The 25152-nt window shown below is 72.5% G+C and carries 19 protein-coding genes; 8 read left to right on the top strand and 11 right to left on the bottom strand.

Translation table 11 applies throughout. The features are described from left to right. Positions 1-73 precede the first annotated feature (73 nt). Genes OG599_RS28445 through OG599_RS28435 form a run of 3 tightly spaced genes read right to left on the bottom strand, consistent with a single transcriptional unit; the run spans position 74 to position 2632 of the window. A complete protein-coding gene (locus OG599_RS28445) occupies positions 74-1111 on the bottom strand; it encodes an alpha/beta fold hydrolase (RefSeq protein ID WP_327178818.1) in 1038 nt (345 codons plus the stop codon). A 19-nt stretch (positions 1112-1130) separates the two neighbouring features. Beyond that, positions 1131-2402 carry a beta-ketoacyl-[acyl-carrier-protein] synthase family protein gene (locus tag OG599_RS28440; protein WP_327178817.1) on the bottom strand — a complete coding sequence of 424 codons (1272 nt, stop codon included), beginning with the start codon at positions 2400-2402 and terminating at the stop codon, positions 1131-1133. Continuing rightward, complete coding sequence (locus OG599_RS28435; protein WP_327178816.1) at positions 2399-2632, bottom strand: acyl carrier protein; 234 nt, start codon at positions 2630-2632, stop codon at positions 2399-2401. Before OG599_RS28435 ends, OG599_RS28440 begins: the two co-directional genes overlap by 4 nt. Positions 2633-2908: 276 nt before the next feature. On the opposite strand from OG599_RS28435, the gene OG599_RS28430 reads away from it, so the two are divergent. The 3 genes from OG599_RS28430 (at position 2909) to OG599_RS28420 (ending at position 6554) form a co-directional block, all read left to right on the top strand. Continuing rightward, entirely contained in the window at positions 2909-3640 is a 732-nt protein-coding gene (locus OG599_RS28430; RefSeq protein ID WP_327178815.1) for a nitroreductase family protein, read from the top strand. Between the two features lie 220 nt (positions 3641-3860). Continuing rightward, positions 3861-5423: a peptidoglycan-binding protein gene (locus OG599_RS28425; RefSeq protein ID WP_327178814.1), complete on the top strand. Its 1563-nt coding sequence runs from the start codon at positions 3861-3863 to the stop codon at positions 5421-5423. Positions 5424-5762: 339 nt separating this feature from the next. Further along, on the top strand, positions 5763-6554 hold the full coding sequence (locus OG599_RS28420) for a class I SAM-dependent methyltransferase (RefSeq protein ID WP_327178813.1): 792 nt from the start codon (positions 5763-5765) through the stop codon (positions 6552-6554). 176 nt (positions 6555-6730) lie between these two features. On the opposite strand, the gene OG599_RS28415 is transcribed toward OG599_RS28420, so the two are convergent. The 5 genes from OG599_RS28415 to OG599_RS28395 form a co-directional block, all read right to left on the bottom strand. After that, positions 6731-10516, bottom strand: a complete 3786-nt coding sequence (locus tag OG599_RS28415; RefSeq protein WP_442809569.1) for a S8 family serine peptidase — start codon at positions 10514-10516, stop codon at positions 6731-6733. A gap of 68 nt (positions 10517-10584) precedes the next feature. After that, positions 10585-11811, bottom strand: coding sequence for an XdhC family protein (locus OG599_RS28410; RefSeq protein ID WP_442809568.1), 1227 nt, complete (start codon positions 11809-11811; stop codon positions 10585-10587). A 110-nt stretch (positions 11812-11921) separates the two neighbouring features. Further along, positions 11922-14321 carry a xanthine dehydrogenase subunit D gene (gene pucD / locus OG599_RS28405; protein WP_327178812.1) on the bottom strand — a complete coding sequence of 800 codons (2400 nt, stop codon included), beginning with the start codon at positions 14319-14321 and terminating at the stop codon, positions 11922-11924. A gap of 2 nt (positions 14322-14323) precedes the next feature. Next, entirely contained in the window at positions 14324-14905 is a 582-nt protein-coding gene (locus OG599_RS28400; RefSeq protein WP_327178811.1) for a (2Fe-2S)-binding protein, read from the bottom strand. A 2-nt stretch (positions 14906-14907) separates the two neighbouring features. After that, a complete protein-coding gene (locus tag OG599_RS28395; RefSeq protein WP_327178810.1) occupies positions 14908-15795 on the bottom strand; it encodes an FAD binding domain-containing protein in 888 nt (295 codons plus the stop codon). Positions 15796-16111: 316 nt separating this feature from the next. On the opposite strand from OG599_RS28395, the gene OG599_RS28390 reads away from it, so the two are divergent. Together OG599_RS28390 and OG599_RS28385 are read left to right on the top strand one after the other, a co-directional pair. Continuing rightward, a complete protein-coding gene (locus tag OG599_RS28390) occupies positions 16112-17845 on the top strand; it encodes a PucR family transcriptional regulator (RefSeq protein WP_327178809.1) in 1734 nt (577 codons plus the stop codon). Positions 17846-18018: 173 nt separating this feature from the next. Continuing rightward, a complete protein-coding gene (locus OG599_RS28385; RefSeq protein ID WP_327178808.1) occupies positions 18019-18804 on the top strand; it encodes a hypothetical protein in 786 nt (261 codons plus the stop codon). Positions 18805-18877: 73 nt separating this feature from the next. On the opposite strand, the gene OG599_RS28380 is transcribed toward OG599_RS28385, so the two are convergent. Next, on the bottom strand, positions 18878-19705 hold the full coding sequence (locus OG599_RS28380) for a GntR family transcriptional regulator (RefSeq protein WP_442809567.1): 828 nt from the start codon (positions 19703-19705) through the stop codon (positions 18878-18880). Between the two features lie 159 nt (positions 19706-19864). On the opposite strand from OG599_RS28380, the gene OG599_RS28375 reads away from it, so the two are divergent. Together OG599_RS28375 and OG599_RS28370 are read left to right on the top strand one after the other, a co-directional pair. After that, positions 19865-20716, top strand: coding sequence for a (2Fe-2S)-binding protein (locus OG599_RS28375; RefSeq protein WP_327178807.1), 852 nt, complete (start codon positions 19865-19867; stop codon positions 20714-20716). A 193-nt stretch (positions 20717-20909) separates the two neighbouring features. Beyond that, positions 20910-22004 (top strand): DUF2637 domain-containing protein, encoded by a 1095-nt coding sequence (locus OG599_RS28370; RefSeq protein WP_327178806.1) that lies wholly within the window; start codon positions 20910-20912, stop codon positions 22002-22004. Between the two features lie 112 nt (positions 22005-22116). Here OG599_RS28370 and OG599_RS28365 read toward each other — a convergent pair whose 3' ends face one another. Beyond that, positions 22117-22482 (bottom strand): ATP-binding protein, encoded by a 366-nt coding sequence (locus tag OG599_RS28365; RefSeq protein WP_327180216.1) that lies wholly within the window; start codon positions 22480-22482, stop codon positions 22117-22119. A 280-nt stretch (positions 22483-22762) separates the two neighbouring features. Here OG599_RS28365 and OG599_RS28360 point away from each other — a divergent pair, with 280 nt between their 5' ends. After that, positions 22763-23224: a ribonuclease domain-containing protein gene (locus OG599_RS28360; RefSeq protein WP_327178805.1), complete on the top strand. Its 462-nt coding sequence runs from the start codon at positions 22763-22765 to the stop codon at positions 23222-23224. A gap of 94 nt (positions 23225-23318) precedes the next feature. On the opposite strand, the gene OG599_RS28355 is transcribed toward OG599_RS28360, so the two are convergent. Next, positions 23319-25061: a pyruvate dehydrogenase gene (locus tag OG599_RS28355; RefSeq protein ID WP_327178804.1), complete on the bottom strand. Its 1743-nt coding sequence runs from the start codon at positions 25059-25061 to the stop codon at positions 23319-23321. Positions 25062-25152: the final 91 nt, after the last annotated feature.

The raw sequence follows: 25152 nt of genomic DNA, 5'->3' as shown, positions 1-25152 counted from the left end.
CGCCTCGGCTGACGGGCTGACGGGCTGACGACGTTCAGGCTGCCCACCGGCAGCCTGAACGCACCGCGGCGCCTCAGCCGCCGGTCCGGCCCGACGCGGCGTGCTTCTGCCGGGTCACCGCGCAGGACCTCCGGTCGGCGGGGAGCGGGCGGTCGGTGAAGAAGCGGGCCGCCAACTCGGCGACGTCGTCCGCGCGTTCCAGGACCACCCAGTGGTCGGCGTCGGCGAGCGTGAGGAACCGGCTGCCCTCGACCGTCGCGGCGAACTCCCGTTGCCGCTCCGGGGAGGTCACCGTGTCGTGCTCGCCGGCGAAGACCAGCGCCGGCACCCCGGTGAGCCCACCGGAGAAGTCGGGCCGGTCCCCCAGGGCGCGTACCAGCGAGTCCGCGGCGTGCGGCGAGGTGCGCAGCGCGTGCAGGAAGGACCGGCGCACATAGCGCTGGGCCAACGCGCCCCGGTGGACGTACCGTTCGGGCTCCATGCACATCAGGGCCTCGGCGGCGAGGGTGGCGAGGCCCACCGGGTCGCCGGCGGTCATCCGTTCCACCGCCCGCTGCCAGTGGTCGCGCTGGGTCGGGGAGATGTGCGTGGGGACCCCGCCGAGGGCGATCCGGGCGACCCGGCCGGGGTGGTGGCGGGCCCAGTCGAAGGCGATCGCGGTGCCGTACGAGAAGCCGAAGAGGTTGACGCGCGGGGCGCCGAGGTCGTCGACGATCCGGGTGACCGCCTCACGGAGCAGTACGGCGCTCGGTCCGGGCGGCAGTGCGCCGGCGCTCCCCATGCCGGGGAGGTCGGCGGTCACCACGTCGGCGAGCGGGCCGAGGTGGTCGTCCATCTGGGGCCACCCGTACATGCCCTGGAGTGCGCCGCCGAGCACCACCACGGGCTCGGTCACGCGGCCGGTGGCCGTGACGGCGTGCTCGCCCCCCGGCACACGAGCCCCGTCAGGTCCGGCGCCCGGCCCCGGAACCCGCGCACCGTCCGGTCCGGCGCCCGGCACCGGTGCGGGGGGCGCCGCCTCCGGCCCTTCGGGGCCGCCGCCGTGCTTCAGCAGGCGGTAGGCGAAGGGCACCCCCCGCACCGACAGCGACCGGATGATCTCCTCGCCCATGGTTCGCTCTCCTCCCGCCTCAGGCCCGGGTCAGAATCAGGGCCGCGTTGTGGCCGCCGAAGCCCAGCGAGGTCTTCGCCGCGTGGTCGAAGGTGTGCCGCCTGGCCTCCTTGCTCACCACCTCGACCGGGATCTCCGGGTCCGGCGCGTCGAGATTGACGGTGGGCGGGACCAGCTGGTGCTGGAGCGCGAGGACGGTGAGGGCCGTCTCGATGCCTCCGGCGGCGCCGAGGGTGTGACCGGTCATCGCCTTCGTCGAGGTGACGAGGGCCTGGTCGCCGAGGACCCGGTGGAGCATGGTCGCCTCGATCAGGTCGTTGGCGACGGTCGAGGTGCCGTGCGCGTTGACGTGGCCGATGTCCGCGCCGGTGAGCCCCGCGTCCGCGAGGGCGGTGCGCAGCGCGCGTTCGACGCCGAGGCCGTCGGGCTCGGGCGCGACGGTGGAGAAGGCGTCGCTGGCGGCGCCGTAGCCGCTGACGTGGGCCCGGACGGTGGCGCCCCGGGCGCGGGCGTGGTCGGGGTGCTCCATGACCAGCAGTCCGGCGCCCTCGCCGACGACGAAGCCGTCCCGGTGGGTGTCGAAGGGGCGGCAGGCGGACCGCGGGTCGTCCCTGCGGGTGGAGACCGCCTTCATCTGGCAGGCGCTGGCGATCAGGAGCCGGGAGCAGACCGACTCGGCGCCGCCCGCGATCACGATGTCGCAGGCCCCGGTGCGCAGGAGCTGGTGCGCCGTGCCGATGGCGACGGTGCCGGAGGAGCAGGCGGTGGAGACGGCGAGGCTGGGGCCGTGGACGGTGAGGTCCAGGGTGACGCTGCTGGCCGCGCCGTTGACGACGACGAGAGGGGCGAGCTTCGGCGAGACCCGGCGTGCGCCGCGCTCGCCGAGGGCGGTGTGCTGCTCGTCGTAGAACGGAAGTCCGCCGTGGGCCGAGCCGATCACGACGCCGACCCGGGAGCTGTCCCAGACCGAGGGGGCGAGTCCCGCGTCGGCCACCGCCTCGCGGGCCGCGATGACGGCGAGTTGGGAGAACCGGTCCATCAACCGCTGTGCGGCGATGCCGAGTTCGGCCCGGGTGTCGAGGCCGGTGACGGTGTAGAAGAAGTCGCAGGGCAGCCCTTCGAGTTCGCTGCGGTGCGGCACCGAGGGTTCGTCCCCCTCGCCGCAGACCCCGCGCCACGAGGCGCCGGTGCCCACTCCGGCGGCGGTGATCAGGCCGATGCCGGTCACGGCGGCGTGGAACGGCTCCGGGCGGGGACGCGGCCAGGGTCCGGGGACCGGCCGGCCCGTCACGCGGTGACCTTGTCGTGCACGGCGGAGACGAGCCGGCCGACGGTGTCGCGGGAGGTGATCTCGACGTCCTCCAGGTCGACGTCCATCCGGTCCTCGATGAGCAGCCTCAGCTCTTCCAGGGCGAGGGAGTCCAGACGTAGCCGACGGAGCGGCACATCGTCCCCGATCGACTCGCGGTCGGTACCGAAGTTCGACACCAGCAGGTCGGTGATGTGTTCCGAGGTGCTCATGGGGCGCTCCTCCGCTCGGTGACGCGGTGACGCCTGCCGCGTGGGGATGAGGTGGGCCATCGGGGGACGCCGGCTGCTCCGAAGGGCCCTTTATACGCCCTCACGGAGCTTGATCGGCCCCGCGTTCCCCCGTGCGGAGGGGGTCTGGGCAGGTGTACGAATCCGTGGCCGCCGCCCGGGTGAACACCGCTGCCGGACGGCCCCCCGGCGCGGTCCCCTCGTGTACGCCCAACGCCCCTGTCCGGGTCGCCTCTTGGGCCCGTACACTCCGCGATCATGACAACGGAAACACTGAGCACGGACGCCTCCGCGACCGAGGATCCCGCCCTCTTCGCCACCATGTCCACCATGCGCGCCATGCGCCGCCTCTCGCCGGACCCGGTGCCGTACGAGACGGTGGAGCGGCTGGTCCAGGCGGCGGTCTGGGGCCCGAGCGGCGGCAACATGCAGGCGTACGAGTACGTCGTGGTGACCGACCGCCAGGTGATGGCGGAGCTCGCGCCGCTGTGGAAGCGGTGCGTGGACGCCTATCTCGCGACGACGGGGAAGTACGCGCCGAAGGGCATGGACGAGGCGGCGTACGGCCGGATGGTCGCGGCGATCGAGTACCAGCGCGACCACTTCGCCGACACGCCCGCGCTCGTCGTGCCGTGCTACCGGTTCCCCGAGCCCCGCCTGGACGAGGAGGGCCTGATCGCCTCCGCCGTGGCGCTGGGGCCGGTGGCGAGCGAGCGCCTGATGGCCACGCAGGACCGCTTCCAGGCTCTGGCGGAGGGCTCCTGCGTCTATCCGGGGGTGCAGAACCTCCTTCTGGCGGCGCGCGCCCTGGGCCTGGCCGCCAACGTCACCATCTGGCACCTGATGCTGGAGCAGGAGTGGAAGGAGGTGCTCGGCATCCCCGAGGAGATGCGGACCTTCGCCGCGATTCCGGTGGGGTGGCCGAAGGGGAACTTCGGCCCCGTCCGCCGCCGCCCGGTCGCCGAGGTCGTGCACCGCGACCGCTGGTAGCCCCCGCTTCCCCGGAACCCGCCCCCCTTCGGGAGGCGGGCTCCGCCATGTGCCGACACCTCGTCAGATACGTTGCGCCGATGGGGTGTTGACCCGGCGCGTCGCACCGGGTCGTCATTGTCATGCATTCTTCAGATGGATAGCCTGTGCCCGCTCTGCAGCCCTCCGTCCACCCCACCGGACCGAAGGCTCCCTCTCCCCCACACACGCAGGAGCAGACATGCCCAGACCCCCCTCGGCCCCCGTGCGCCGTCGCGCCTCCGCCGCCGCCCTGGCGGCCCTCACCGTCGCGGCCGTCGTGGCGGCGGGACAGCCGGCCCTGGCCTCGGCCGCGCCGGACCCGACCGCCAATTCCCTGAACCGGGCCTTCGCCCGCGCCGCCGGCGAGTACGGCGTGCCCCGCGACCTGCTCGCGGCGGTCGGTTACGGCGAGTCGCACTTCGACGGGCACCAGGGACTCCCCAGCCAGGACAACGGCTACGGCGTGATGCACCTGGTGAGCAACCCGACCAACCGGTCCCTGGAGAAGGCCGCCGCCCTCACCGGAGCCTCCGCCGCCCAGCTGCGCGAGAACACCGCGACGAACGTCCTCGGCGGCGCGGCCGTGCTCCGCTCGTACGCCGACTCCCTCGGGCTCGACCGGGACGAGCGGCTCGACGTCGACTCCTGGTACCCGGCCGTCGCCCGGTACGGCGGCGCCGAAGGCCCCGCAGCCGCGCTCTACGCGGACACGGTCTACTCCTTCCTGGCCGGCGGTCTGCGCGCCAAGACCCCCGGGGGCGAGGAGATCACCGTCACCTCGCGTCCGGTCTCCCCGGAGAAGGGCGATCTCGCCCCGAGCGACGTGAGCACCCGCTCGACGGACTACCCGTCGGCGCTCTGGGTTCCCGCCAGCACCACCAACTACAAGTCGGGCCGGACGGCGGACATCGACAAGGTCGTCATCCACGTCACCCAGGGCTCGTACGCGGGCTCCATCAGCTGGTTCCAGGACCCCGCGGCCGTGGTCAGCGCCCACTACGTGATCCGCTCCTCGGACGGCCAGATCACCCAGATGGTGCGCGACAGCGACACCGCCTACCACGCGAAGAGCGCCAACGCCTCGTCCCTGGGCATCGAGCACGAGGGCTGGATCGACGATCCGACCTGGTTCACCGACGCGATGTACCGCTCCTCGGCGGCGCTCACCCGCTACCTCTGCGACCGGCACGGCATCGTGAAGGACCGGGCGCACATCATCGGGCACAGCGAGGCGCCCGGCAACGACCACACGGACCCGGGCCCTTACTGGGACTGGACCTACTACATGCAGCTGGTCGACGGCTCCGCCGGCGGGACCACGGACGCGCTGAGCTTCCCCTCCTACACGACCCAGCAGTCGGGCTCCAGTGGCGCCCAGGTGAAGGCCGTGCAGCAGCTCCTCAACACCCAGGGCTACGAGGCGGGTTCGGTGGACGGGGTGTTCGGCTCCGCGACCACGTCGGCGGTCCAGGCCTTCCAGCGGGCCCGCGGGCTGAGCGCGGACGGCATCGTGGGTGCGAAGACCTGGACGGCCCTGCTGTCGGCCGGCACCACTCCCGACCTGCGGCAGGGCAGCGCCGGTGAGGACGTCAAGCGCCTCCAGCGCTCGTTGACGGCGGCCCTCGGCACGACCGTCTCCGTCGACGGGCAGTTCGGATCGGGCACCGCCACCGCCGTGCGCACCTTCCAGACCGGCCACGGGCTGTCGGTGGACGGCATCGTCGGTACGGCGACCTGGACGGCCCTCCAGTCGGGCAGCTGACCCCACCGGCGCGGCCGTGGCCGGGGGCAGGGCCAGGGGTCACGGCCGCCGCCGCGTCCGGACGGCACCTGCGGGCCGGTGGCGCACCCGGTCCTCGCAGATGAGCGGGTACGCGGCCGCCCCGGACCGCGACGTCCGCGGCGGCGGGGGCCTCCGACCGGCGCCACGCGCCCTCCGCGCGACCGCCCGTGACCGGTGGACACCTCGGTGCCCGGCAATTCCGTTGAGTCCGCGCCCCGCATCGTGTTGGCTGACGGCACCGAAGCGTCGGCACCGCAGGTGTCGGAACCGAGGTGTCGGAACCGCAGGTGTCCATTCGGCTGTGGCAGGGAGTTGTACGTGCGGGACTTTGTTGTCGACCCCGTTGCCCACAATCGGGCGGCCTGGGACAAGTACGTCCAGGAGGGCAACGAGTGGTCGAGACCGGTGAGCCCTGAGGACGTCGAGCGCGCCCGCACGGGCGACTGGTCGATCGTCCTCATCGGGCACGAGCCGGTCGACCGCTCCTGGCTGCCGGCGGACCTCACCGGCAAGGACGTGTTGTGCCTGGCCTCAGGCGGCGGCCAGCAGGGTCCGGTCCTCGCCGCCGCGGGGGCGCGGGTCACCGTGTTCGACAACTCGCCCCGCCAGCTCGGCCAGGACCGGATGGTGGCGGCGCGCGACGGACTCGAGCTGCGCACGGTCCTGGGCGACATGCGCGATCTCGGTGCCTTCGGCGACGCGGCGTTCGACGTCGTGTTCCATCCGGTGTCCAACCTGTTCGTACCGGACGTGGCACCGGTGTGGCGCGAGTGCTTCCGCGTCCTGCGGCCGGGCGGAACCCTGCTCGCGGGCTTCCTCAACCCTGATGCGTACTTGTTCGACCACGAGGCGCTCGACGAGCGCGGCGAGCTGGTCGTCGTGCACAAACTGCCCTACAGCGACGTCACGCAGTACTCCGCCGAGGAACGCGCCGCGAAGTTCGGCGCTGATGCCGCTCTTGAGTACAGCCACACCCTCACCGGCCAGATCGGCGGGCAACTCGCCGCGGGGTTCGTCCTCACCGGCTTCGCGGAAGCACCGCACCAGTCCGACGCGTCCGCTCCCTACCTGTCGGGCTATTTCGCGACGCGGGCCGTCAAGCCGGGCTGACCCGGCCGTGGGGGCGGCGGTGGCCGCTTCTCCGAAGGCCAGGTGGAGCGCTGTGCCGGCCGCACCCACCGACCTCACCGAGCCACGAGCAGGTGGCCCCGCACCCCCGGCGAGGGGTGCGGGGCCACCGGTGTGTCCCGGCGCCGGAGCAGCCTGCGCTCCTCAGCGCCCGGAGGTCACTTCAGGCCGAACGCCCGGATGATCTCCTGGTCCACGGCGAGGCCGTCCGGGCCCTCGGCGTGCGCCTTGAGGGAGACCGAGGAGGCCCCCTTCTTCGGCGGGGTGAACGTCGCGGCCCACTGGCCGGACGCGGTCCTGCGCAGCTTGACGGTGCTCCACTTGGCCCCGTCGTCGTAACTGACCTGCAACGAGGCGGACGTTGCCTTCACCGCGCCGTCCAGCCAGGCCTGCGTCCCGGCCCCGAGGCCGAGTTCGACCTCTTTGCCAGCCTTCACGTCACCGGCGAGGTCGGTGTCGACGTCGAAGTCCAGCTGGATCAGCGGGATGTCGCTCTGCGCGTAACCGGCCTCGCCCGCGTCGAGCTGACCCGAGAGGAACGACCACTCGCTGTGCGTGCGGGTGGAGGACTTCCAGGTCTCCGCGTCGCGGCGGGAGTCGAGGACCAGTCGGTACGGCAGCTTCTCGGGCGAGAGGTCCCAGGCGTAACCGGCCCGGCCCGCCCCCTTCTTGATCAGGGTGTCCCCCTGGTAGAAGGCGTAGCTCGTGGTGTCGTACTCGTCCGAGGGCATCGAGCCCGAGTGCCCCTCGCCCGAGTCGGTCCACGCGCTGATGTTGAACTGCATGTCGTTGTACGAGGTACGGAACGGGCCCCAGTAGCCGGTGCCGAGGCGGGGACTCGTCACCGGGGCGAACCAGTCGTCCTTGTAGGTGCGGCCGGCCGTGTAGTCGAGGTCGGTGCTGCGCATCTCGGCGGCGGTGTCGGTGGCCTCCGCGTTGAAGACGGAGTGGTTCTCGTACCAGAAGGAGTCGCCCGGCAGCGGGGTGACCCACTCGTCGCGAACGCCCGGGAACTGCTCGTACTCCTCGAAGCCGACGCCCGGTCCGTAATCCGGGATGTCGTAGCGGTAGCCGGCTCCGAGCGTCTTCCTGGCGCCGTAGAAGGTGTTCTCCACCTTGGCCAGTTGGCGGGTGGACGGGGTGAACGCCAGGGAGCGGTCGGGGATGGTGCCGTCGTGGCGGTCGACGAAGTCGTAGACGTAGTCGGCGAACTTCTTCTGGTCGACGCTGATCTTCTTGCCGCGCCGGGCTGCCTTGATCAGGGCCTGACCGGCGAGCTTCTGGGCGGAGGCCACCGGGATGGTGGTCTCGGTGCCCCAGTCGGTGTAGGTCTCCAAGGCGACACCTCGGCCGTCGTTGACGACGAAGAGTGCCGAGGCTCCTGCGGCGACCGCGTTGGCGAGCCGGTCGGCGGGGGCGACGGTGTCGCTGCGGTCGATGACCACAGCCTTGCCCTTGGCGCCAAGCCCCTTGTAGGCGGCGGCACTTCCGTCGCCGGCATAGACGGCGGCCAGCTTCTGCTCGCGGTCCTCGGCGACGACGGAGCCGCCCTGCACGGTGACGGGGACATCGGTCCCGTCGGCCGTGACGTCGATCTGCTCCTCGCCCAGGCGCCAGCGGGTCAGGAAGCTGAAGGTGCCCTGGGTGACCTTCTTGGTGGGCGCGGCCCACAACTCGTCGTAGGCCAGGGGGATCTGGTAGAGGTCGCGCTGGACCAGGCCGCTGGGTGCCGTCCGGGCCATGTCGTAGCGGAGCTGGCGGGTCTCGGACTCCTGCGGGGCGCGCGTGCTGATCTTGTGGGCCTTCGACGCGTCGAGGGTGATGGTCCGCGGGCCGTCCGTGAGGATCGTCTCGGGTGCGGCGAGGAAGGCGAGCGCCTTGGAGTCGGCGCGGTCGCCGTCGATATCGAGCGCGGTCCAGGCGGTGTAGTTGCCCGGCGGGAGCCGCAGTGTGGTGGAGCCGGAGACGTTGACGACGCTCAGGTTCGGGTCTTCGAGCGCGGCGAACACGACCTGTCCGTCAGCCGGTTGGCCCGCACGGTCACGGAGCTGGATGGTGAGGTCGTAGCGCTCCTCCTCCTTGCTGACGGCGAAGCCCGTGTGGGCGGCGGTCGCACCGGTCGCGTCGGTGGCGAGGACCTGGCCCGAGAAGAGGGTGCCCGCGTCGACCTTGGCCGGATCGATCGAGAGCACGGCCGTCGCGGTGGAGCCCGCCGGGACGGTCAGCTCCGAGGTGGAGAGGGTGTACGCCGCGGAGTCCGTGTCGGTCGCCAGGTGCAGGGTGACGTCCTGCTTGCCGGTGTTGGTGTACGTGAGGGTCCGCCGCGCCACCTCGTCGGAGGCGTCGTGCGGCCAGGCGTAGTCGGCGACCTCGACGGAGCCGGTGGCCACGATCGTGGTGTCGACCGCTGCCTTCACGTCGACGCGTCCGGTGCCCTGCTCGTACGGGGTGTACGCGGGGAGCTGCTTGGACGAGCTCATCAGCGCGTCCTTGAGCCGGCTGCCGGACCAGTCGGGGTGGCGCTGCTTGAGGACGGCGGCGGCACCGGCGATGTGAGGGGTCGCCATCGACGTACCGTCCATCGACTGGTACATGCCCTCCATGCCGGGAACCGACTGGGAGGCCGCGGCGTTGATGCCTACGCCCGGGGCGGACAGGTCCGGCTTCAGGCCGTGGGTGTTGATCAGCGGGCCCATGGAGGAGAAGGGCGCGCGGTTGTCCTGCTTGTCGACGGCGGCGACGGTGAGCGCCTCGGCCGCCGAGCCGGGCGCGCTGATGGTGCCGGCGCCGTAGGAGTTGCCGGCCGCGATGACGAAGAGCGGCCCGCCGTCGGCCGAGAGCGCGTTGACCGCCTGGGCCATCGGGTCGCTGCCGTCGTCCGGCACCTGGGCGCCGAGGCTCATGGAGACGACGTCGGCGCCTTCGGCCTTCGCCCACTCCATCGCCTCGATGATGCCGGAGTCGGCACCTTCGCCGCTGTTCCCGAGCACCTTGCCGATCAGCAGCCCGGCACCCGGGGCGACGCCCTTGTTCAGCCCGCCGGAGGCCGCGCCGGAACCGGCCACGGTCGAGGCCACGTGCGTGCCGTGGCCGTTCTTGTCGTCCACGTCCTCGCCGGGGACGAAGCTCTTCGACTCCAGGATGCGGTCCTTGACGTCCGGGTGGTCGGCGTCGATGCCGGTGTCCAGGACCGCGACCTTGATACCCGTTCCGTCGTATCCCTCCGCCCAGGCGGCGGGTGCGTTGATCTGCGGCACCGACTCCGAGAGCTGCGCCGTCGAACGACCGTCGAGCCAGAGCTTGGAGATACCCGCGTCCAGCGAACGGGCGCTCTGTGTACGGGAGATGCTGTCCCAGAAGGTGCAGGCGTCGGTCTTGTCGGCGGTGAGCGCCGCCCCGTGGATCGACTCCAGGGTGCGCACCTTCCTGGCGCCGTCCGGTGTGGCGGGCAGCGAACGCGCCACGCCCTGCGGGTAGGTGGCGATCAGTGGGATGCCGCCGGTCCCCTCGTCGTCGTACCCCATCTCGACCAGCGTGGTGATGTCGAAGAGCCTGCGGTCGAGCCTCCCGGCGGCGAGGAGGGAGGTGGCCTCGTCGGGCAGGACGTAGAGGTCGCCGCCTGCCTGCTGCACATGGACGCCGCCGGTCGCGCCGTGCGGGCGGTCGACGGTGACGGTGCCGCGGTCGCCGGCTCCGGCGCCCTCGACGTAGTGCACCACGTCGCCGGTGACGAGGGTGATGTCGTGGCTCTGCGGTTCGTCCGTCTGCCGGGTGTGGGCGGCCGGGGCCTGGGGGGTCACCGAGTGGGGGGACGCGGAAGCGGAACCAGCGGTGGGGAGCATGACACCGCTCACGAGTGCGACGGAAGTCGCTATGAGCAGGAGCGTGCGTCCCTGACGAGCGGGTCTCGCCCGGCCGGAAACGGAGGGGGCTGAAAATGTCATGGTGCTGATCTACCGGTAAATGGCGGACGGCAAAGCGGTTTCACGGTGGCAGGAATCCGCCGTGGCGGTTAACCGCCCGGTGCGGAAAGGGCGTTCATGGCGGCGATGTCCAGGGATGCGAGGTCCGCGGGAGCGGTGCCTGCCAGGGCCGCGCCCGTCGACGGGACCGGTTCGTGGTGGATCGGGGTGTGGGCGCCGGTGAGGCGCGCGCCGGTGCCTCCGTGCCGCTCGGCGACGATCTCCGCCATGATCGAGAGGGCGGTCTCCTCGGGCGTACGCGCTCCGAGGTCCAGCCCGATCGGCGAGTGCAGACGGCCCAGTTCACCTGCGGTGACACCCTCCTCCCGCAGCGCCGCTTCCCGGTCCCGGTGGGTACGCCGCGACCCCATGGCGCCGACGTAGCCGACCGGCAGCCGCAGCGCGGTCTTCAGCAGGGGTACGTCGAACTTCGGGTCGTGGGTGAGGACGCAGAGGACGGTACGCGCGTCGACCTCGGCGGTGGCGAGGTAGCGGTGCGGCCAATCGACGACGATCTCGTCGGCCTCGGGGAAACGGGCGGCCGTGGCGAAGACCGGCCGGGCGTCACAGACGGTGACCCGGTAGCCGAGGAACGCCGCCGCGCGGGTCAGGGCCGAGGCGAAGTCGACGGCGCCGAAGACGATCAGGCGGGGCGGCGGCACGCTCGACTCCACGAACAGGGTGACGGCCCGGCCGCACCGCGAGCCGTCCGCGCCGACGGTGACCGTGCCGGTGCGCCCCGCGGCGAGCATCGCCCGCGCCTCCGCGACGGCGGACTGCTCGAATCCCAGAGCTGACGTCGAGTCATCTTCATTTCCTGACAAGGCACTTGAGGAGCCCCCATCCACCACCACGGCCCGGCCGATGAGTTCGTCCGGCCCGTGGGTGACCCGGGCAAGAGCGGCCGGACGGCCGGCTGCCGCCGCAGCGAGCGCGGCCGCCACGACCGGCCGGACGGCGTCGCCGGCCCGGACCGGGGTGACCAGTACCTCGATGGTTCCACCGCAGGTGAGGCCGGCCGCGAAGGCGTCCTCGTCGCTGTAGCCGAACCGCTCACGCACGGTGATTCCGTCGTCCAGGGCCTGGCGGCACAGTTCGTACACCGCCCCCTCGACGCAGCCGCCCGAGACCGAGCCGACCGCCTCACCGGCCCGGTCGACGGCGAGGGCGGCGCCCGGCTGCCGGGGTGCGCTTCCGGCGACCCGGACGACCGTGGCGACGGCGAAGTCCCGTCCCTCCAGGGTCCATCGGTGCAGTTCCGCGGCGATGTCCAGCACGGGTTGCTCCTCTCGGCGGTGCGGCTCTCGGCCGGTTCGGCTCTCGGGCGGGGCCGGCTCCCGGTGGTGTCGGCGCGCGTACGGCGGCGTCGCCGCACCGCGCGCCGCGATCAGGTGCCGGTGAGGTGCTCCGGGCGCACCGGGGTCCTGTTGAGCTCCAGGCCGGTCGCCGCCCGGATGGCGGCGAGGACCGCGGGGGTGGACGAGAGAGTGGGCGCCTCGCCGACGCCCCGCAGCCCGTACGGGGCGTTCGGGTCGGCGAGTTCGAGCACGTCGACGGGGATGGGCGGGGTGTCGAGGATCGTCGGGATCAGGTAGTCGGTGAAGGACGGGTTGCGGACCTTGGCGGTCACCGGGTCGACGAGGATCTCCTCCATCACGGCGATGCCGAGCCCCTGGGTGGACCCGCCCTGGATCTGTCCCGCGACGGCGAGCGGGTTGAGCGCCCTGCCGACGTCCTGGGCGCAGGCGAGTTCGACCACCTTCACGAGCCCCAGTTCGGTGTCGACCTCCACGACGGCCCGGTGGGCGGCGAAGGAGTACTGCACATGGCCGTTGCCCTGGCCGCTGCGGATGTCGAAGGGTTCGGTGGGGCGGTGGTGCCACTCCAGCTCGACCTCGATCACCTCGTCCTCCAGGACCTCGGCCAGGCCGGCGAGGGCCTCGCCGCCGTCGGTGACGACCTTGCCGTTCTCCAGCAGCAGTTCGGCGGTGGCCCAAGCGGGGTGGTACGTACCGAACTTGCGGCGCCCCAGCTCCAGCACCCGCTCCCGGACGGCCTCGCAGCTGTTCTTGATCGCGCCGCCGGTGACGTACGTCTGACGGGAGGCGGAGGTGGAGCCGGCCGAGCCGACCCGGGTGTCGGCGGGCTGGATGGTGACCTGGCCGACGCCGAGTTCGGTACGCGCGATCTGGGCGTGCACGGTGACACCGCCCTGCCCGACCTCGGCCATCGCGGTGTGCACGGTCGCGACCGCCTCGCCGTTGATGACCTCCATCCGGACCCGGGCGGTGGAGTAGTCGTCGAAGCCCTCGGAGAAGCCGACGTTCTTCAGCCCGACCGCGTACCCCACGCCCCGTACGACGCCCTCGCCGTGCGTGGTGTTGGAGAGCCCGCCGGGCAGCGCGCGCACGTCCACCGAACCGGGGCCTCCCGCCGAGCCGGCCTCCAGCCACTGCCGTTCGGGCGGCAGCGGGCGGGCTTTGACGCGGCGGAGGAGTTCGGCGACCGGCGCGGGCGAGTCGCAGGGCTGCCCGGTGGGCAGGAGGGTGCCCTGCTCCATCGCGTTGATCCGGCGGAACTCGACCGGGTGGAGCCCGAGTTCGGCGGCGAGCTTGTCCATCTGCGCTTCGTACGCGAAGCAGGCCTGGACGGCTCCGAAGCCGCGCATCGCCCCGCAGGGAGGGTTGTTGGTGTAGAGGGCGATCGCCTCGATGTCGACGTCGTCCACGGCGTACGGTCCCACCGACAGCGAGGCGGCGTTGCCGACGACGGCCGGGGAGGACGAGGCGTAGGCGCCGCCGTCCAGCACGATGCGGCACTTCACGTGGGTGAGCTTGCCGTCGCGGGTGGCGCCGTGCTCGTAGGTGAGCGTGGCGGGGTGACGGTGGACGTGCCCGAAGAAGGACTCGAAGCGGTTGTAGACCATCTTGACGGGCTTGCCGGTGCGCAGCGCGAGCAGGCAGGCGTGGATCTGCATGGACAGGTCCTCGCGGCCTCCGAAGGCGCCGCCGACGCCGGAGAGCGTCATCCGGATCTTCTCCTCGGGGAGGCCGAGGACGGGCGCCATCTGGGCCCGGTCGTTGTGCAGCCACTGGGTGGCGACGTAGAGGTCCACGCCGCCGTCCTCGGCGGGGACGGCGAGCCCCGACTCGGGGCCGAGGAAGGCCTGGTCCTGCATGCCGAAGACGTACTCGCCGCGCACGGTCACGTCGGCGCGGGCCGCTGCCGCCGCCGCGTCGCCGCGCACGATCGGCTGGCGGTGCACGACGTTGGGGTGCGGGACGTGGAGGCCGTAGTGGTCGTCGCGGTCCTCGTGCAGCAGGGGCGCGCCGGGTGCGGTGGCGGACGCCTCGTCGGTGACGACGGGGAGTTCGGCGTAGTCGACGCGGATCTTCGCGGCGGCGCGGCGGGCGGTCTCGGGGTGGTCGGCGGCGACCAGGGCGACCGGTTCGCCGTGGTGGCGGACCCTGCCGTGGGCGAGGGCGGGGGTGTCCTTGATCTCCAGGCCGTAGTTCTTCACGGCGGCGGGCAGGTCGTCGTAGGTGAGGACCGCGTACACGCCGGGGGTGGCGAGCGCCTCGGCGGTGTCGATGGACCGGATCTCGGCGTGCGCGGTGGTGGAGCGCAGAGTGTGGCCCCAGAGCATGTCCTCGTGCCACATGTCGGAGGAGTAGGCGAACTCCCCCGTGACCTTGAGGGTGCCGTCGGGGCGGAGGGTGGACTCGCCGATCCCGCCCCGGGTGGGTGAACCCTGGGTGAGGCCGACCGGGGTGCCGGTGGTCGCCATGGTCAGGCCTCCTGTGCGGAACGGGCGGCGGCGAGTCGGACCGCGTCGAGGATTTTCTCGTAGCCGGTGCAGCGGCAGAGGTTGCCGGAGAGCGCCTCGCGGATGTCCTGGTCGGACGGGGAGGGGTGCTGTTCGAGGAGTTCGTCGGCGGCGACCAGTAGTCCGGGGGTGCAGAAACCGCACTGCACGGCTCCGGCGTCGACGAAGGCCTGCTGGACCGGGGAGAGCGGCGGGCCGTCCGGTCCGGGGGCGGCCTGCCAGGCGCGGGCCTCGTCGAGGCCGGTGCCGCAGGCGCCGGCCGGACAGCCGCTGCCGGGGTGGGCGTCGGCGCGGTGGCGGGCGTAGTCGGCGAGCCCTTCGACGGTGACGACCTCGCGGCCCTCGGCCTGTCCGGCGGCGACCAGGCACGCGCAGACCGGCACCCCGTCGAGGCGGACGGTGCAGGAGCCGCACTCGCCCTGCTCGCAGGCGTTCTTGGAGCCGGGCAGGCCCATGCGTTCGCGCAGGACGTAGAGGAGGGACTCGCCCTCCCAGACGTCGTCCGCCTGCTGCGGCCGGCCGTTGACGGTGAAGTGGACGCGCATGGTCAGCGGGCTCCTTCGAGGGTGCGGCCGGTGCGGTACTGCTCCCAGGTCCAGCCGAGGGTGCGGCGGGCCAGCACGCCGACCGCGTGCCGGCGGTAGCGGGCGGTGCCGCGGACGTCGTCGATCGGGTTGCAGGATCCGGCGGCGAGGGTGGCGAACTCCCGGGCGAGGGACGGGGTGAGGGTGTCGCCGTTCTCCCAGAAGCCGCCCTCGTCGAGCGCGGCGTTCAGGAACTCCTCGGCGGCGGTGGCGCGGACCGGGGTGGGCGCGGCGGAACCGATGCCGGTGCGCACCGTGCGGGTCTCGGGGTGCAGGGCGAGCGAGAAGGCGCAGACGGCGATGACCATGGCGTTGCGGGTGCCGACCTTGGAGAACTGCTGCGGGCCGTCCGCCCTGGCGATGTGCACGGCGCGGATGAGTTCGTCGGGGGCGAGCGCGTTCCGTTTGACGCCGGTGTAGAAGGCGTCGATCGGGATCATCCGGGTGCCGCGTACGGACACCGCTTCGACCTCCGCGCCCGCGGCGAGCAGCGCCGGGTGCGCGTCCCCGGCGGGGGACGCGGTGCCGAGGTTGCCGCCGACCCCGCCCCGGTTGCGGATCTGCGGGGAGGCGACGGTGTGCGCGGCCAGGGCCAGTCCGGGGAGCTCGGCCCTGAGGTGTTCCATGATCGCGCTGTACGGCACCGAGGCGCCGAGGCGTACGGTCCGCTCGCCGACCTCCCAGTCGGAGAGTTCACCGATCCGGCTCAGGTCGAGGAGGTGGTCGGGGCGGCGGTGGTCGAAGTTGATCTCGACCATCACGTCCGTGCCGCCCGCGAGCGGGACGGCCGCCGGGTGCTCGGCCTTGGCGGCGAGCGCGTCCTCCCAGGCGGCGGGGCGAAGGAAGTCCATGAGTGGCTCTCTTCTCGATGGGCTGCGCAGGGTGGAAGGGACCCCGTGCGGGGCCTGGAGCGGTCCGCGTGGGCCGGGGAGCGGTCCGGGTGGGGCCGGCGAACGGTCCGGGGAGCGGTCGCCCTTCATCAGTTGTTGACGCAGGGTGGCCTCCAGTACACAAGCCGTGCTCCAACCGGTGCAGTCACCGAAACAATGAAGGAGTTGGCTGGTCTCCTCGCTCGTCTTGTAGATTCGAACGAATGGTGGGGGTCGGAAACCTCGCCGCAATTCACAGGACTCCTGGAACTACGAAAAACAGATCGGCGGCAACGAGATGCGGCTGCGCGCACTGCTGGACACCGACGCGCTGGGGCTGCGGCTGCTCGGCGGCGAGGACGAGCTGGACCGTCCGGTCCGGGGCGTCATGACGACGGACCTGCGCGACCCGAGCCGCTACCTCTCCGGCGGCGAGCTCGTGCTCACCGGGCTGGCCTGGCGCCACGACGCCACGGATTCGGAGCCCTTCGTCCGGATACTCGCCCAGGCCGGGGTCAGCGCGCTGGCGGCGGGCGAGGCCGAGCTCGGCCCCATACCCGACGACCTGGTCGAGGCGTGCCGGCACCACCGCATGCCGCTCTTCGCGGTGAACGAGACGGTCGCCTTCGCAACGATCACCGAGTACGTCGTACGCCAGGTGTCCGGCGAGCGCGCCGGGGATCTGGCCGCCGTCGTCGACCGGCACCGCAGGCTGATGACCTCGGGTCCGGCGGGCGGCGGTCCCGAGGTGGTCCTGGACCTGCTCGCCGGGGATCTCTCCCTGTCGGCGTGGGTGCTCTCCCCCACCGGGCGCCGGATCGCCGACGCCGGGAAGCCACTGCCCGGCCCGGTCGCGACGGCTCTCGCCGGCCGCCACCTGGCGGCGGCCAGGACCGGCCGCCGGGGTCCGCACGCGACCTCGGTGGACGGCACCACGTACGCGCTCTTCCCGATCCGGAACACCGGCCGGGGCGCCGTGCCGGCCCCGCGGGACACCCGCGGGTCCGCCCTCTCGGAGTGGCTCCTCGCGGTGGAGGCCGACCCGGGCGACTGGCCCGAGGCCCGGCTGGACCTGCTCCAGGGCGTCACCCAGCTGATCGCCGTCGAACGCGACCGGCGCGACGCCGCCCGTACGGTACGGCGCCGGCTCGCCCAGGAGGTGCTGGAGCTCGTGCAGACCGGTGCCGCCCCGGCCGAGATCGCGGCCCGCCTGCGGGTGGCGGCGCCGGTGCTGCTGCCGGGGCTCGGCACGGCTCCGCACTGGCAGGTCGTGGTGGCGCGGGTGGAGTGGGAGGCGCCGGAGGGCGGTTCCCCGGCCCGCGGCGGCGCCGAGGACCCGGCGGGCGGTCCGGTGGCGCAGGCGCTGCTGGAGGAGATCCTGGTCGACCCGGCGGTCACCGGGCCGGATTCGGCGGACCGGATAGCGGTGGCGTACACGGAGGACGAGGCCATCGCGCTCGTACCGCTGCCGACGGTCGGCCCCGCCGGGCCGGTGCCCGGTGACGGAGCGGACGACGGCGCCCACGGCGCGGACCCCGCCCTGCGCGCGGGAGCCCTGCTGGACGCGGTCCGCGAACCGCTCTCGGCGGGACTCGCGGACGACGGGCGGCTCACCCTGGGCGTCAGCGCGGCGGTCCACTCGGCCGAGGGGCTGCGCGGTGCGCTGGAGGAGGCCCGGCACGCCCGCCGGGTCGCGGCGGCCCGCCCCGGCCGGGTCTGCGCGGCCGGCCACGACGAGCTGGCGTCGCACGTCCTGCTGCTGCCGTTCGTCCCCGACGACGTACGCCGGGCCTTCACGGCCCGGCTGCTGGACCCGCTGCGGAGCTACGACGAGCGGCACCGCGCCGAGCTGATCCCGACCCTGGAGGCGTTCCTGGAGTGCGACGGCTCCTGGACCCGTTGCGCGACCCGCCTCCACCTGCACGTCAACACCTTGCGCTACCGCGTCGGGCGTATCGAGCAGTTGACGGGCCGCGACCTCTCGCGGCTGGAGGACAAGCTCGATTTCTTCCTCGCCCTGCGCATGAGCTGACCTTCCTCGTCCGGACGGGCGCCGCCCGGGCCCCGCAAGGCCGGCACCCGTTTGTGAAATCTTTCACCTGAACCTGGCCCGCCCTCTTGGCCGGGCTGCCGATCCGTGCTGAGATGCGCCCACACTCAACAGCTCAATGGCGCGCTCGGGGAGGCAATGTGGCGTACACCGCCATGTCTGGGTCCGGAACGACAGCCGATGACGAACCTCCTCTCCTGACCGCGGTGTGGCGGCTGCGCTCCCGCGCCTGCTGGACGGATGCCGCCGCACTGCTCGGACCGAGCGCCGCGACCGATCCGGCCGCGGCCCTCCAGCGCACCGTCCTGCTGACCGAGCGCTGCCTGTACACGACCAAGGGCTGGACCGAGGCCGAAGAGGCCCTGCGGGCGGCGGAGGCGCTCGCCAAGGACAACGCCGAGCGGGGAGCCGCCGCCTGCGAACGCGGCTATCTGGCGTACGCCTCCACCCTGCTCGGCATCCGCGACCGGGCCGACGAGGCGTCCGTGGCGCTCAGCCGCGCGGCGGCCCTGCTCGCCCCGGACGCGCCCGGCCGGCCCCTGCTGGACTTCCGGCGCGGGCTGATCGCGCAGAACATCGCCCAGGCACCCGATTCCGCGCGGGCCGCCTTCCGGCGGGCGCACGCGGGCGCCACGGCCCGGGGGGACGCGTTACTGCTCTCCTTCACCTGGCGTCACCTCGCGTCCCTGGCCCTGGGCGCGGGGGAGCTCGCGGAGGCACGCCACGGATTCGCGGAGTCGCTGCGGATAAGGGAGGAGCTGGGCTACCTGGTCGGGACGGCCCCCGCGCTGATCTCGCTCGCGGAGACCGAGACCGAACCGGTGGCCACCCGGCTGCGCGCCGAGGCGGGGCGCCTCTTCCGGCTGCTGGGCGGCGTACCGACCTGGCTCGCCCCGTTGCTCGACCAGCCGCCGGAACCGGAGGTCGCCGCGGCGAACTGAGGGCGGTCGGCTCGGCGAACCGAGTGCGGGGCGGTGGGCCCGTGCGGACGCCTGTGCGGTGCTCACGCCTCGCTCAGTCGTCCGCCGGGCTCCGGTAGTGCTCCGCGACCAGGGCGCGTACGGCCGCCATGTCGCGTTCGATCAGCGCGTCCAGCAGCGCGGTGTGCTGCGCCGCGTCGGCCCGCAGCCCGCCGGGCCGGCCCGGCGCCGCCCCGGGCAGCGGCCCCGGGCACCGGCGGTGCAGGTCGTCGGCGAGGGCCACCAGCTGGGTGTTGCCGGCGAGGCCGAGCAGGGCGCGGTGGAAGGCGCGGTCGCTCTCCGCGTAGGCCGAGCGGTCACCGGTCGCGGCCGCGGCGACCGTGGCCTCCGCCAGCGGCCGCAGGGCACCCCAGCGGCAGGCCGACACGGTCCGGGCGAGCCGCAGCACCACGGGGGCCTCGATCAGCGCGCGGACCTCGGCCAGTTCGGCCAGTTCGCGCGGTCCGCGCTCGACGACGCGGAAGCCCCGGTTCGGCACGACCTCCACGGCGCCCTCCGCGGCCAGCCGCTGCATCGCCTCGCGCACCGGGGTGGCGGACACGCCGAAGCTCGCGCCGAGTGCGGGAGCGGAGTACACCTGGCCCGGCACCAGGTCCCCGGCCGCCAGGGCGTCGCGCAGGGCGTCCAGGATCTGCCCGCGCACGGAGTGCCGACGGACGGGCGGGGGCACGGCTGCCTCACCGTGGAGGTGCTCACCACGCGCCGGGCCGCGTCCGGCCTGTTCGGGTACGCGGGGGGCCGGACCGGCTCCGAACACCCCGGAGGTTCCTGGCGTCCGGGACGCCTCGGACGCTCCGGCCCCGGCACGCTCCGGGTACGCGGGGAACGCGAGCGCGTCCTCCCGCGTTCTGCCCTGCTCCACCGGTCCTCCTCGTCCCCGCGTCCCCGCGTCCCCGTCCGCACCGTCCCGCACGGTCGCCGCCACCCGTGCACGATAGGCGCAGGACCCCCAGGTTCACACGTCGATCACTTCGGGTAAGGTAAGCCTTGCCTGCCATTGCTCGTGATTCGGTGGTCCCGCATGACCGTTCCCACGGTGCCCGTCGGCACCGCCCCGGCCTCTCCCGTGGCGTCCGCGTACGCGCGCCTCGCCGAGGTCTTCCCCGGCCTGCGCACCGACGTGCTCGACGCGACGACTCCGCTGCCCTCCGGCTCCGGCTGGGTGCACGCGGGCGGCCTGGCCTCGGGCGGCGCGGTGGTCGACACGTTCCTGGAGTGGGACGAGGCGCAGATCCTGCGCGACTACCAGCAGCAGGCCCGCCCGGACGTGGTGGCCAGCTTCGGGCTCCACCGGTACGCCTGGCCCGCCTGCCTGCTGGTGACCCTGCCCTGGTTCCTGCACCGGAGGGTGCCCCTGCTCCCGGTCGAGGACGTGGCGTTCCAGCGGGCGCTGGGCCACTTCGCCGTCCGCGTACGCGCGTTCTCCTGCCTGCCCGACGACCCGGCGGCCTCGCATCCCGACGCGCGCGTGGTTCCGGACGAGGCGGCTCTCCGGGCCGAGGTGCTGGCCTCCGTCGCCGCCCACATGGGCCCCGTCCTGGAGGGCTTCGGGCCCCGCATGCGGCGCGGGAAGCGGGCGCTGTGGGGCATGGCGACGGACGAGATCGTCGAGGGCCTCTGGTACGTCGCCCACCTGCTGGGCGAGGAGACCCGGGCGATGACCGAACTGGAGCGCCTGCTCCCGGGCGCCACCAAGCCGTACGTCGGAGCCGCCGGCTTCCGCGAACTGACCGGCCCCAACGGCGAGTCGCTGCCGACCCGCGACCGCGCCAGCTGCTGCCTCTTCTACACGCTCCGCCCCGAGGACACCTGCGTCACCTGCCCGCGCACCTGCGACAGCGACCGCGTGAAGAAGCTGAGCGCCGCCGCGTAATCGACACCACCCGCACGAGCGAGCCCGACTCGAATACAACTCCTCTCCCTCGTGCGGCAGTTCGACCCAAATGCGGTCACCTGTACGTTCAAAGCCCCCCGAAGGCGTGCTCTTCCCCCGAATCCGCTTGAGACGTGCGGAAGTTCCGTCACGATGGCGTCCGAAACGCCCTACGTGACCCGAGGAACCGCGCATGAGACTGACCGACATGTCGCTTGACTGGCTGCTTCCGGGCGCCGTGCTGCTCGTGGGAGTCATGGCGGCGGTGACGGTGGTCGCACGCGGCAAGCGTGCCGCCGGCAAAGCCTCGGCCGACGACACCTGGGAGCGCAGCGAGGACCGCCGCAGGCGCAAGGAAGCCCTCTACGCCACCGCCTCCTACATCCTGCTGTTCTGCTGCGCGGCGGTCGCCGCCGCGCTCTCCTTCCACGGCCTCGTCGGCTTCGGCCAGCAGAACCTGGGCCTCTCCGGAGGCTGGGAGTACCTCGTCCCGTTCGGCCTCGACGGTGCGGCCATGTTCTGCTCCGTCCTGGCCGTGCGCGAGGCGAGCCACGGAGACGCGGCCCTCGGATCGCGGCTGCTGGTGTGGACGTTCGCCGGTGCGGCGGCCTGGTTCAACTGGGTCCACGCACCGCGCGGCATCGACCACGCCGGCGCCCCGCAGTTCTTCGCCGGGATGTCACTCTCGGCGGCGGTGCTCTTCGACCGCGCCCTGAAGCAGACCCGCCGGGCCGCCCTGCGCGAACAGGGCCTGGTTCCCAGGCCGTTGCCGCAGATCCGGATCGTCCGCTGGCTGCGTGCACCCCGGGAGACCTTCGACGCCTGGTCGTTGATGCTCCTCGAAGGGGTGCGCACCCTGGACGAGGCGGTCGACGAGGTGCGCGAGGACCGCCGCGAGCAGGAGCAGGACCGCATCCGCAGGCGGGACCAGGAGAAGCTGGACCGGGCGCGCATCAAGGCGCTCAACCGCCAGAACCGCGCCTGGAGCAGGCGGGGAGGCCGCCAGGTGGACGCCCCCGCACTGCCCCCCTCGCCGAACTCGGACCGGCCCGCGGTGGAATCCGCCACGACGGAACCCGGCCAGCTCCCGCTGCGCCCCCGGCCGCCGCTGCAGGCGGTCAGCGGCTCACCGCGGGCCGCGGGCGATCCCGGCCCGAAGAACGGCGCGCCGGGATCCGGCGGCGACCCCCTGACCGTCGACCTCACGGCCGAGGACGACACCCAGGCGCTGCCGCGGCTCGACTCCCTGGAGCGCAAACTCAAGGATCTTGAGCAGCAGTTCGGCTGATCATCCGGGTAACGCCCTTACGGGGAAGGGCGGGAAGAAGTACGTGGGCGGAGCGTGATCCGCCCCGCCCACGGAGCCGAAGGGCTGTCCCGCAATTCCTGGCGGGACAGCCTCAACCCGCGACCTCGAACCAGACCACCTTGCCCAGGACCTGCGCTTCCACCCCCCAGGCGTCCGCGAGGCTCCGTACCAGGATCAGGCCTCTGCCGTGCGTACCGTCGTCGGCGTTCGGTACGTACGACCGGGGCATGCCGGACGCGAAGTCCCGCACCTCCACCCGGACCCGCGCCCCCTCGACCGTGGCCGTGACGGCCGCGCCGTTGCGGGTGTGGATCAGCGCGTTGGTCAGTAGTTCGCTCATCAGCAGTTCCGCCGTCTCCACGGACTCCGTGCCGATCCGGGGCCGGAGGAAGTCCCGCAGATCGCGCCGGACCTTTCCGACGGCGGAGCTGTCCGTGTGCCCGAGCCGGCGGTACAGGCATTCGCCCTGCCCCTCTCCGCCGCCGGGGGATCGTCCCCCGCCCCCACGGTGACCGGCCTTGTTGTGACGTTCCATCATGTCCCCCGCCCGCACGCCGATTCAGCCTCCCTCTGCCTCGATCCCTCGAACGTCCTCACGGAATGCATGCCCCGCCACCGCGCGATCACGCTTCGTCGCGCACAGTGGCGCCCGCGGGTGACGCCGTTGGTTAACTTCCCGAAAATTCCGGGGAGTTGCCGTTGACGCGGAGGGATCTACGCGCGTCATCATAGAGCCCATGCGAATCCCCCCACGGGTCATCACGCTCGGCGGCACCGCCGCCCTCCTGTCCGCGCTCCTCGTCGGCGCCCCGGTCTCGGCCGCCGTCGCGGAGCCTTCCCCCACCTCCGCGGCGGCGTACGCCTCCTCCCCGGCGTACGCCGCCTCCTCCCCCTACACGCTGCTCTCCGTCGCGTCGGTCGGCAGCATCTGCTACTCCGACCTGCCGTCCCAGGCGCACGACACGCTCGACCTCATCGACGCCGGGGGCCCCTTCCCCTACTCGCAGGACGGCGTGGTGTTCCAGAACCGCGAGGGCGTCCTGCCCAGCAAGGCCACCGGCTACTACCACGAGTACACGGTCGTCACACCGGGCTCCACCACCCGGGGTGCCCGGCGGATCGTCACCGGTTCGGCGGTGCAGGACTACTACACCGCCGACCACTACGTGACCTTCGACCTCGTCGACCACGGCTGCTGACGCTTCGATCCCACCGCGACACCCGGTTCCGGTACGCGCCGCCGCCCCCCACCGGCGGCGCGTACCCCCCAAAATCCCTCGGGTACGGGCTTCTTCAGGGCCGGGGTACGTTGCGCAGGTTGGACCGGGCCATCTGGAGCATCCGGCCCACCCCGCCGTCCAGCACGATCTTTCCGGCGGAGAGCGCGAAGCCGGTCACCATGTCGGCGCTGATCTTCGGCGGAATGGAGAGGGCGTTCGGGTCGGTGACGACGTCCACGAGCGCCGGGCCCTTGTGCTTGAAGGCGTCCCGCAGGGCGCTCTCCAACTGCTTCGGCTTCTCCACCCGGACGCCGTAGGCGCCGCACGCGCGGGCCACCGCGGCGAAGTCCGGGTTCTTGTTGGTCGTACCGAACGAGGGAAGTCCGCCCACCAGCATCTCCAACTCCACCATGCCGAGCGCGGAGTTGTTGAACAGTACGACCTTGACCGGCAGGTTGTACTGGACGAGGGTGAGGAAGTCGCCCATCAGCATGGAGAATCCGCCGTCGCCGGACATCGAGACGACCTGGCGGTTGCGGTCGGTGAACTGGGCGCCGATCGCCTGCGGCAGGGCGTTGGCCATCGAGCCGTGGCTGAACGAACCGATCACCCGCCGCTTGCCGTTGGGTGTGAGATAGCGCGCCGCCCAGACGTTGCACATGCCGGTGTCGACCGTGAACACCGCGTCCTCGTCGGCGATCTCGTCCAGGACCGAGGCCACGTACTCCGGGTGGATCGGCGTGTGCTTCTCGACCTTGCGGGTGTACGCCTTGACCACGCCCTCCAGTGCGTCGGCGTGCTTCTTCAGCATCCGGTCGAGGAACTTGCGGTCGCTCTTCGGCTTCACCCTCGGAGTGAGGCAGCGCAGCGTCTCACGCACGTCACCCCAGACCGCGAGATCGAGTTTGGACCGCCGCCCCAGCCGTTCCGGGCGGACGTCGACCTGGACGATCTTCACATCGGTCGGCAGGAAGGCGTTGTACGGGAAGTCGGTGCCGAGCAGGATCAGCAGATCGCACTCGTTGGTCGCCTCGTACGCGGCGCCGTAGCCGAGCAGCCCGCTCATCCCGACGTCGAACGGATTGTCGTACTGAATCCACTCCTTGCCGCGCAACGCGTGGCCGACCGGGGCCTTCACCTTCTCGGCGAACTCCATCACCTCGGCGTGCGCGCCGGCCGTGCCGCTGCCGCAGAACAGGGTCACCCGTTTGGCCTTGTCGACCATCCCGCAGAGCTTGTCGATCTCCTCGTCGCCCGGGCGGACCGTGGGCCGCGAGGTGACCAGGGCGTGCTCGACCGACTTCTCGGGCGCCGGCTGGGAGGCGACGTCGCCGGGCATCGAGACGACGCTGACGCCGCCCCGCCCGATGGCGTGCTGGATCGCCGTCTGGAGGAGGCGGGGCATCTGCTGCGGGTTGGAGATCATCTCGTTGTAGTGGCTGCATTCCTGGAAGAGCAGCTCCGGATGGGTCTCCTGGAAGAAGCCCAGTCCGATCTCGCCGGAGGGGATGTGCGAGGCGAGGGCGAGCACCGGGGCCATGGAGCGGTGGGCGTCGTACAGCCCGTTGATCAGGTGGAGGTTGCCGGGGCCGCAGGAGCCGGCGCAGGCCGCGAGGTCACCGGTGATCTGCGCCTCGGCACCGGCCGCGAAGGCGGCGGTCTCCTCGTGCCTGACCTGGATCCACTCGATCCCGGGGTGACGCCGGACGGCGTCGACGACCGGGTTCAGGCTGTCGCCGACGACGCCGTACAGCCGCTTCACTCCCGCCCGTCCGAGAATGTCGACGAACTGCTCCGACACGTTCTGCTTGGCCATGGGAATGTGCCTCTCTGCCCGTGCTCCGTGCACGATCGGCTGTCCGGACTCCGGAATCCGAAACTCCCGAACCTCCGGGGATCGCAGCCGG

Source organism: Streptomyces sp. NBC_01335, assembly GCF_035953295.1.
GTDB lineage: Bacteria > Actinomycetota > Actinomycetes > Streptomycetales > Streptomycetaceae > Streptomyces.
Note: the sequence above shows the minus strand (reverse complement) of the source record. Positions and strands in the feature narration are given on the sequence as shown.